The 8,178-nt window shown below is 58.3% G+C and carries 7 protein-coding genes and 3 pseudogenes; 7 read left to right on the forward strand and 3 right to left on the reverse strand.

Going from position 1 to position 8,178, the window contains the following annotated elements; genetic code table 11:
- The first annotated feature begins 26 nt into the window (after positions 1-26).
- The 3 genes from ACPYOI_RS23375 (at position 27) to ACPYOI_RS23385 (ending at position 2,589) form a co-directional block, all read left to right on the forward strand.
- The gene (locus ACPYOI_RS23375; protein WP_481415824.1) at positions 27-467 is read left to right on the forward strand and encodes a hypothetical protein; all 441 of its coding nucleotides are present in this window, start codon (positions 27-29) and stop codon (positions 465-467) included.
- 243 nt (positions 468-710) lie between these two features.
- On the forward strand, positions 711-1,067 hold the full coding sequence (locus ACPYOI_RS23380; protein WP_481423418.1) for a hypothetical protein: 357 nt from the start codon (positions 711-713) through the stop codon (positions 1,065-1,067).
- Between the two features lie 964 nt (positions 1,068-2,031).
- Entirely contained in the window at positions 2,032-2,589 is a 558-nt protein-coding gene (locus ACPYOI_RS23385; RefSeq protein WP_481423419.1) for a glycosyl hydrolase 108 family protein, read from the forward strand.
- A gap of 706 nt (positions 2,590-3,295) precedes the next feature.
- Here ACPYOI_RS23385 and ACPYOI_RS23390 read toward each other — a convergent pair.
- The 3 genes and pseudogenes from ACPYOI_RS23390 to ACPYOI_RS23400 form a co-directional block, all read right to left on the reverse strand.
- Entirely contained in the window at positions 3,296-3,670 is a 375-nt protein-coding gene (locus tag ACPYOI_RS23390; protein WP_481415826.1) for a DUF982 domain-containing protein, read from the reverse strand.
- 226 nt (positions 3,671-3,896) lie between these two features.
- Positions 3,897-4,025, reverse strand: a complete 129-nt coding sequence (locus ACPYOI_RS23395) for a hypothetical protein (protein WP_481415827.1) — start codon at positions 4,023-4,025, stop codon at positions 3,897-3,899.
- Between the two features lie 582 nt (positions 4,026-4,607).
- Positions 4,608-4,862, reverse strand: a pseudogene (locus ACPYOI_RS23400) (SOS response-associated peptidase family protein); the annotation flags it as partial.
- 583 nt (positions 4,863-5,445) lie between these two features.
- On the opposite strand from ACPYOI_RS23400, the gene ACPYOI_RS23405 reads away from it, so the two are divergent.
- The 4 genes and pseudogenes from ACPYOI_RS23405 to ACPYOI_RS23420 form a co-directional block, all read left to right on the forward strand.
- Entirely contained in the window at positions 5,446-6,192 is a 747-nt protein-coding gene (locus ACPYOI_RS23405) for a hypothetical protein (RefSeq protein ID WP_481415828.1), read from the forward strand.
- Positions 6,193-6,408: 216 nt separating this feature from the next.
- A pseudogene (locus ACPYOI_RS23410) lies at positions 6,409-6,651 on the forward strand (IS110 family transposase); the annotation flags it as partial.
- A 114-nt stretch (positions 6,652-6,765) separates the two neighbouring features.
- Complete coding sequence (locus tag ACPYOI_RS23415; protein ID WP_481415829.1) at positions 6,766-7,788, forward strand: IS110 family RNA-guided transposase; 1,023 nt, start codon at positions 6,766-6,768, stop codon at positions 7,786-7,788.
- A gap of 249 nt (positions 7,789-8,037) precedes the next feature.
- Positions 8,038-8,178 (forward strand): annotated as a pseudogene (locus ACPYOI_RS23420) (IS110 family transposase); the annotation flags it as partial.

The raw sequence follows: 8,178 nt of genomic DNA on the forward strand, positions 1-8,178 counted from the left end.
GCATTCTCCGATTCCCTTGCGATGGCTTGTCCAAGATTTGGGCCGGCGGCAAGCAGCTTTCGTTAAGCATCACGTCATCTGATGCCGTGAAGACAGCCTACTCCGTGGCCAGCGGGGACTACGCCCGGCGCGTGTCGTTCGTGTTCTACAATGGCACGCAGACGGCTACGGATGCGGGGCTGGTGTCACACTCGAATCCGCTGGGGCGCTGGACGACAGACCATATCGGTACTGGCATCTGCTACATTATCGTGTGGATGACGTATGACCAGGCGAAGCTCAACAGTTTCCCTGACTTCTTCTTCGAGCTCCGCGGCGCAGGCCTTTACGACCCCCGCAAGGAGTCGCCCGTCGGCGGTGTCGGTACTCATCGCTGGGACGACTATTCGACCTACGAGTTCTCCGAAATCCAATCGTGCAGGAGTACAATTACCGCCGCGGGTTTCCGCTGCCTTCACGGCGGCTAGCGCACCATCCACAGCCCGCATTGCGGTTCAGCTTGTGGAAGTCGATTCAATCACGATCAACACCGTCGCGGCCGGGACGATGCAGCCGCCATCGATCGCTGAATTTATCGCGGCGCTCACGCCGATTGCCTGGCCGTGACTAACCATGGCGAAGCCGTCGCAGCGGTCGGCGGGTTCCCGTTTACTCGCGGAACCATCCTTGCTACCAGACGTTCATCGGCATAGAAATGCTCCGGAGCCCCAATGCGTGCCTTAGTCAAGCTGGTTCTAATCGGGTCGGTTATCAGTGGATCCTTGCTGGCTCCGACTATCGGGGCCACTCAAGATTTAGAGCTTCGTATAGGCCCTGGCGGCGTAGACGTTTATGACCAAGACAGGTATCGCTACGACCGCCAAGACCGCTATCGCTACCGGCAACGTGGCTGTGATCCAGACGACGCGCTGGACATTGCCCGTGATCAAGGCGTTCGCCGCGCGCATATTGCCGGGGTGTCTTCCCGCAAAATTGTGGTGGACGGTTTTAAGCGCCGAGGCCCTGTGCGAATGGAATTCGGCAATCGGCGAGGATGCCCCCTAATTAGAGGCGACTACGAATACTAGGACCATCGAAACCTGCAGCGGCAGCCACCGGTGTAGGTCTGAGGTCAGCGGCTTCGTTAGCTTGCGCAGGGATCGTTCGAGCTCATCTCGATAAGCTCAATGGCCAAGGAAATCGGCGGCTCGTCGTCGCTTAGTTCCCTTCGCACTCGCATCAATAAGGCTCCCTAACGGGCCTTTTTTCTACCAATCGCATGACGCAATCAAACGTTAGCGCGTCGGAGACCCGGCTTGGGTCTGGGGTCCCCGCCGAGTCTCCGGGTGCCGCGCTGGGGTTCGCGAGCCCCGGCAAGTTGATAGGCGCGTGTCGATCGCGCAATAGCAATGAACCGGCAAGGATAGCGGCCGGTTAAAATCCACCGGACGAATCTCTGTCCGACACATCATGATATTTTTGACGATCAAATGGACGTGCGAAGTTCTTCGCGACGGTGCTTGAGGGTGGAGACCCGGCATAGGATCTGGGGTCCTGCCGGGTCTCCTTTGCCGCACTGGGGGTGCGGGCCTTCTTGCGTTGCGACAACTGCAACTATTGCCGCGAGGCGTCCTTACCAGAAGCACACCTCTCTGGAACTACCCGATTTTTAACGGTCTTATGTCGCGCGGCGACAGTGCGGCGCGGCAACTTGAGGCTCGCGCTTATTCGGCCGTCGCAATGAATGTCTAAGGGTAACCGGCGATCGATATCCGCCACGGCCGTTTCGATCCGAGACTTAGGTCAAGGCGAGAACCGGTGCAGAGATGATTGCCAGGGCATTGATCGAGGCTGCTGCTAGTTTAATTCTGCGGATACGCCGGGTACGCACACCTGTCCAGTCATAGACCATATCGAAGATCCTCATGATCATCGGGCACAAGCGGGAATCGCCTTCCAGCATTGTGCTCACGCTAAGTCACTGTTGCAAGTAGGCCCGCCTATCGCGCGCGTAACTTGCCTGAACCTTTCGAAACAATCTGGAGCTCAACAATGCAGGTCCTCGACCCCGCAGACGAATTCGCTCTCTCTCTCGCCAAGGTGCTTATCATCGAAGGCGGCTATTCCAACAATCCAAAGGATCCCGGCGGCGCGACGATGAAAGGCGTGACGCAGCGTGTCTATAACGAATACCGCCGCTCGCATGGCCCGCCGATCGTGCCCATAAAGAACATCAGCAATTCGGAGTTGGAGGCAATCTACCGCAAGAAGTACTGGGATGAGATCAAGGGCGACAAGGTGGCGCCTGGCGTCTCCTGCGGGAGCTGTGCTCAACCAGTCCGAGATCCTGATCCTTTGCGATCCATGTTCGGCAATCCGCATGATCTTGTCGGGCGATTGGCACGGCACTACGGAGAGCCAGTACGACCAGGGCTCGCCCAAACGTGTCAGAAAAGGCGAGCCCTGTCGCTGACCACGGCGGTGGGCTGTTGGACCTTATCGCTTGCGTGGTCGGGCGCTGTGGGTTGGCGCATCAGCGTCTATAGTCAGGTAGGCCGAGAAGACAGCTCGTCAATGATTAATTGGCCGAGTAGCAGCCGGAGCCGGTGACCAATCAGCTCGAAGGTACCGGTCCGCTGTTGGAAGTCGGCAAACCGGCAGGGCCGCCTAACCAACCGAACAGCCATGCAAGCAGAAAAGCCAATGCGACAGCTAGCGCTACCAATATCCACACCCGAGGTGTGCCCCGGTGGCTTACCGGAATATCGATCAGGATCACTCATTAAGCACTCCCGACGTGTTCGGGACGGTGGCCGCGCGGCACCAGGATGAGAGCTGCCAATCCGCACGCGCTGGGGCTAAGAACCAAAGGGCTCGTCCAAAAGGTTCAAAAATGTCGAGCTCCTCGTCTTATGGCGGCCGCGGGTATGGGTAACGTGGCCGTCACGGCTGTGCTTGGGGGCTACTGCGCTTAAAACTAAACCTCCAGGGAGCCTGTTGGTCAATAATGAATAAGGGCTAGGATCGAAGGGCCCGCCCCTACGGAAAAGCGAGCCCTTGCCGCGCCTCTTGTATCCCCGAGCCATTCAGCGCGGGATTGACCACGCGGCACCCGGAGAGGGGTGTCATCCGGGTTGAACAGAAGAACTGCCGCGCACCCCAGGCGTGCCAAACAAGGCAGGTTCCGCAATGTTCCAAAAGAAGCCCTGCCGAAGCGGGACAGGTCACGGGGAAAACGGTGACCGCGCGGTACCAGGATGAGAGTTGCAGTCTGACATCGCTGGCGACTGAGGTAAGGAAGTCTACCACGCGGCCGTCATACTAACGCTCGGGATAGGCCATCGTTCCGGTCCGGAGCATACGGACAAAAAGAGATCCCGCTGGTGGTGGTGGAGAGCGGTTGCAGGGTCAGATCGCCATTATGGTTGCTGATGGAAAGCCAGAAACAGTATCGCATCCATAGCCCAGCTTCTCTGGCGGCGGCAATAAAAGCGGCTCGTGCAGCCTCGCGCGTCGTTCGATTGTCGAGCGCCGCTAGACAAACATTTTGTGCACGGAAGAAAGCCGGACCGAATGTGGACCACCGGGTTGTAAGCAATGTCAAGGCTGCCCGTGTTCCTGTGATTACCTCGCACCGCGCACCGGGCCGCAGTTGCAATTCAACACTGGTGGCCCAGTGACCGTCGTCCATAACCTACCTCTTAAAGATGATGAGCGGTTAACAACGGCGGCGCTGTTCGGAAGTTCCCACTGGCGGACGATCAAGAAAAAGCCCCGCCGTAGCGGGGCAATCTGATCCAGAGGACCGCGCAGCCTTCCATAGGGCGGAGAAGGGTCAAAGCAGTACCCACGCCACGCGATCCCACCAGCTCGAACACTGAAAGCATTTACAAGGTTCCGGTGCGATAGCGTACGGCTCAGATGAGGCCGAACAACACCGCCAAGCTCCCGATAACGCCCGCAATCGCTGCGAGCATGGCGAGCCCCATCACCGGCCATATCCACCAGTCAGGCCCGCGCGGCTCTCCCTGATCTTCCGGCATCATCCCGTCGCTCCTCCATGCCTCGGCAGCCCGCGATAGTTCAGCGGCTGATGCTTTCGGCAATACCAGAGGGTAATGGCGCTGCTCTCCTCAAATCCATAGCATCCCTCATTCCGTGCAGCGGATGCCATTGGCGTCCTCATGGTCGCAATCGTGCTCGACGTGGACGTTGGCGCCTGGTGCGCTCGTGTGTCCCTCAATCGACATCCTGGCCTCCTCGCATCTCGTTGTGCCTCATTGGCCGACAATAATAGTCCTAGACCATACGCGAGGCTTCCCGGGCCGTGGGACAGAACCCCTGGTGCGATAGCAGCCTCTCCCGGACGTTCGGCCCCAGACCGCTCCATTGCCATTGCCCACGCTTCGGCCCGGCATCCTCCAGACGAATGCGGCCGATCGTCACTTTCCCATCCCGACCGATGAAATCCTGCAATGGCTTGCCATCGAGAGCGGTCTCTCCGGGCCAGGTTTCCTGCCATCGATACAGCGGCTTATATTTCATGTTCCGTTGGTTGATGCACTCAGGATCTGACAAGGCGTGTGTGCAAAGCCTTTTCGGGAAAGCTCCCACGGCGCTGGATAATTTCAGATCAGTGTCGGCTCGGGATCGGGATCAATCTCTTCGATGATTTCAGGTGTGTCGTTCTTCGGTGATCCGACCTTCCTAAAGATCGGCCACATCGTCGTCAACTCCGAGGGGAAGGGCTTCATTAGGTCATTCGGATCAGGTTCGGGAGAGAGCCAGCGGTCATAGTCCACGGGATGCAGAATGACCGGCATTCGATCGTGGATCGCCGCCATCATCTCGTTCGCCGGGCAGGTGACGATGGCGAAGGACCGGAAGACTGCCGCGCGGCCGTAGCGATAACCAATCGGACCAGCAAGCGTTCCAGTCTGCTAGCGTACCGAGAAAAAGGACCGGCGGCAGCTTGGCTAACCAGGTGGAATCGCGCGGCTTTCCGTATGAAGTAACGGAAAAGGGACCGGCAGAGATCGACCACGCGATCCCAATCGGTCCAACCCTCAAGAGGTAGCAATGTTCCGGTTCGGAGCAAAAAGAAGGCACTGCTGCTAAGGAGGGGACAGGGCCAGGTCCCAGCATTGCTGGCTGGACGCGCGGCTGGCAGGGCGTGCCATACCGCGCGATCCGCTGGGTTAACCCGAATCGTATCGATGATGTTCCATTGCGCCGGAAACTGATCCAGGACCGCGCGGCCTTCCAAGGGCAAGGAAGGGGCAAAACATTAAGCCTCGCCACGCGATCCCAAACGTTAAAACGATCAAAATGCTGCTAATGTTCCGCTTCGGCGTTGTACGTTAGGTTTCAGCCGACGGTTCGAGACAGCACAGAATTTGTATGTCATTCGGTTGCAACGAGCGCCAGTTTGTTCAACTTTAACATTGCTGTGTTTTTGATTGCTTCATGACAACCACTCTGATTTGGACCTCGTTCATCGTATTCTTCGTGCTGGCGCTAGTCAGCCCATTTCTTCCGCTGTTCCTTATGTGGAGGTCGGCCGCTCTCTCGGCTCTCGCCTTCATATCGTTCCGATTGCTCCTTGGGCCTGTTCATTGGTCCGATCAGGACGCGGGCTACGCCATCGGAATTGCCTTTCTGACGTTGTTCATCTCGACTGTATTCGTCGCTTTGGCACTTCGGCTCTGCGTTGCTGCTTATTACGATTCGCTAAGAGCAGAAATCCTGCTCGGCGAGAACACGCGCTGGATCGACAGGGTCTTGCTTGCAGTCATAGGTGCTGTGGGAGGTCTTGCGTTGACGATCGGCATCGCCTCCCTCCTCGGCGGCAGCTCAGGCGGGCGCATGTTGGATTTGGGCATCGGCCTAACTGCCAGCACAGTTATCGTCTTTATGGCCGTCCACCGCGACAGTGGCCTCGCGATCCCGGTTACGGTTCTGGCTATCGTGCTTGCTACAATTTCGTTCGCCGGTTCTGAGCAAACCCGCCGTATCATTGAGGGGGCGGAGGCCCTGGCAGACAGCCACCCGTGGTGCCTCGTCGTGCCGAAATGGCGTTACCAAGAACCCGTGGTCTCTGATCTTGGTTTTTTCTCCCTCCCAAAGGAAGTCTCTTGCCGCACCTCGTCTTGTTCGTCCGCGATGGCAAAGAAACAAAGGCGCATTGGTCGGTCCGGCAGCAGCGCTTCGTAAACGGTGCAATAGCCATAGATGCGACCTGCAATTCTGCCGCAAACCATCAAAGATAGCCCCCGAGACGGACGCGCTCGCTTCAGATTGAGCGGCTAGACAGATGAAGCATCAGCCTCGCACAGTACGCCGCAGTTGATGCTGTGGACGGCTCCTCCGCCGGCATCGCGATGTGCCAAGATTGCGGCGTTGCTAGGAACCGCATGGGGGGAGCCATCCATGGAAGAGATTACCACGATTGGACTCGACATTGCTAAGTCGGTGTTCCAGGTGCACGCCATTTCCGCAACCGGCACGGTGGTCGTTCGCCGACCACTGAAGCGCCGTTATGTTGCTCAGTTCTTCGCGGGCCTTAAACCGTGCCTGATTGGCATGGAAGCCTGTGCGACTGCCCACCATTGGGGGCGAGAGCTGACGAAGCTCGGTCACGAGGTGCGGCTGATGCCGCCCCGCTATGTGAAGATGCGGTAATGGGCTAGGCGCCACGGTGCCTCGATCCAGGTGGTCGTCCCCCGCTAGGATGGAGAACGGGGTCTCGGCTTGAGCCGGCCCCAAGCATCACTGTGGAGGACGACCATGAGCTATTATGCCGGTTTGGACGTATCGTTGAAAGAGGTTGCTGTTTGCATTCTTGACGCGACTGGTCAGGTGATATGCGAGCAGAAGGTGGCGTCGGACCCCGATGCCTTGGCTGCCTTTTTTCGAGGTTTCGATTTCGAGGTGTCTCGGATTGGTCTGGAAGCAGGCCCGCTCTCGCAGTGGCTGTTTTCCGGTCTGACTGCCGTTGGATTCGATGTGGTGTTGCTGGAGACGCGGCATGTGAAGGCGGCTCTGTCTGCGATGACGGTGAAGACCGACCGCCGCGATGCCCTGGGTATTGCACACTTGCTGCGAATGGGGTGGTACCGTTCGGTTCATTGTAAGGGGCTTGCCTCGCAGGAGGTCCGCGCCTTGTTGACCGCTCGCAAACTTTTGCAGGGAAAGCTGATCGACATCGAGCTCGCGATACGGGGCATCCTTCGGGGGTTCGGATTAAAGATAGGGACCGTGCCCCGCCAGATGTTCGATTTGAGAGTCCGGGAACTCGTGGCCGAGCAGGACACATTGACGGCGATCGCCAATGCCATGCTGGCAGCCCGCACGCTGCTGATACGTGAGGTGGCCAAGCTTCATAAGGCGCTCTTGAGGATCGCACGAGAGGATGAAGTCACCGGACGACTGATGAGTGTACCAGGCGTAGGCGCGTTAACGGCCCTCACGTTCAAGACGGCGATTGATGATCCAAACCGGATAAAGCGATCTCGCGATGTTGGTCCGCTATTCGGGCTGACGCCGCGACGATATCAGTCAGGAGAGACGGATGTTGCCGGCGGCATATCCAAGGCTGGCGATATGATGGCGCGATCAGCACTGTTCGAGGCCGCAACCGTGCTCTTCTTTCGTCTTAAGCTACCGTCCAACTTGAAGGACTGGGCGCGAAACGTTGCCAAACGAAGGGGGACCAAGCGAGCAATCGTTGCCTTGGCACGCAAGCTCGCGATTCTGCTGCACGGAATCTGGCTCGACGGGACGACCTATCGAAATCCGATAGCGGCGTAGCGTGCGGACTGGGGGTGTGCTGGCGGAGGAACAAGCTTAGCAGCACGTGTTGCTGCTACCCGAGGTCCCGTCGCCGGGACGGTGGATGGGGTAAGCCGTACGTACGGATGTGGTTTGACCACGCTGTGAAGATGGGCTCCTCCATTCCTCTAACCACATCAAGTGGCAGCTGATCGGCTGACCACGGACGGAAGCAAGAAGCCGGCGGCGAGACAAATCGGGGGATTGACCAGGAGGCGCCCATTACGGAAGCCGTACGTGAAGCGCAACAAGAACGATGCGGCTGATGCCGAAGCCATATGCGAAGCGGTGCTGCGACCGAACATGCGCTTTGTCCCGATCAAGACAGTGGACCAGCAGTCGATCCTGATGCTTCATCGTACCCGTATG

It is taken from the genome of Rhizobium sp. SVR5-2C, assembly GCF_056755115.1.

What these genes read in the sequence shown, in the direction of transcription:
- ACPYOI_RS23385 (WP_481423419.1), top strand. Translation starts at nt 2,032, where the DNA reads ATGCAGGTCCTCGACCCCGCAGACGAATTCGCTCTCTCTCTCGCCAAG.
- ACPYOI_RS23415 (WP_481415829.1), top strand. Translation starts at nt 6,766, where the DNA reads ATGAGCTATTATGCCGGTTTGGACGTATCGTTGAAAGAGGTTGCTGTT.
- ACPYOI_RS23390 (WP_481415826.1), bottom strand. Translation starts at nt 3,670, where the DNA reads ATGGACGACGGTCACTGGGCCACCAGTGTTGAATTGCAACTGCGGCCC.
- ACPYOI_RS23405 (WP_481415828.1), top strand. Translation starts at nt 5,446, where the DNA reads ATGACAACCACTCTGATTTGGACCTCGTTCATCGTATTCTTCGTGCTG.
- ACPYOI_RS23380 (WP_481423418.1), top strand. Translation starts at nt 711, where the DNA reads ATGCGTGCCTTAGTCAAGCTGGTTCTAATCGGGTCGGTTATCAGTGGA.
- ACPYOI_RS23395 (WP_481415827.1), bottom strand. Translation starts at nt 4,025, where the DNA reads ATGATGCCGGAAGATCAGGGAGAGCCGCGCGGGCCTGACTGGTGGATA.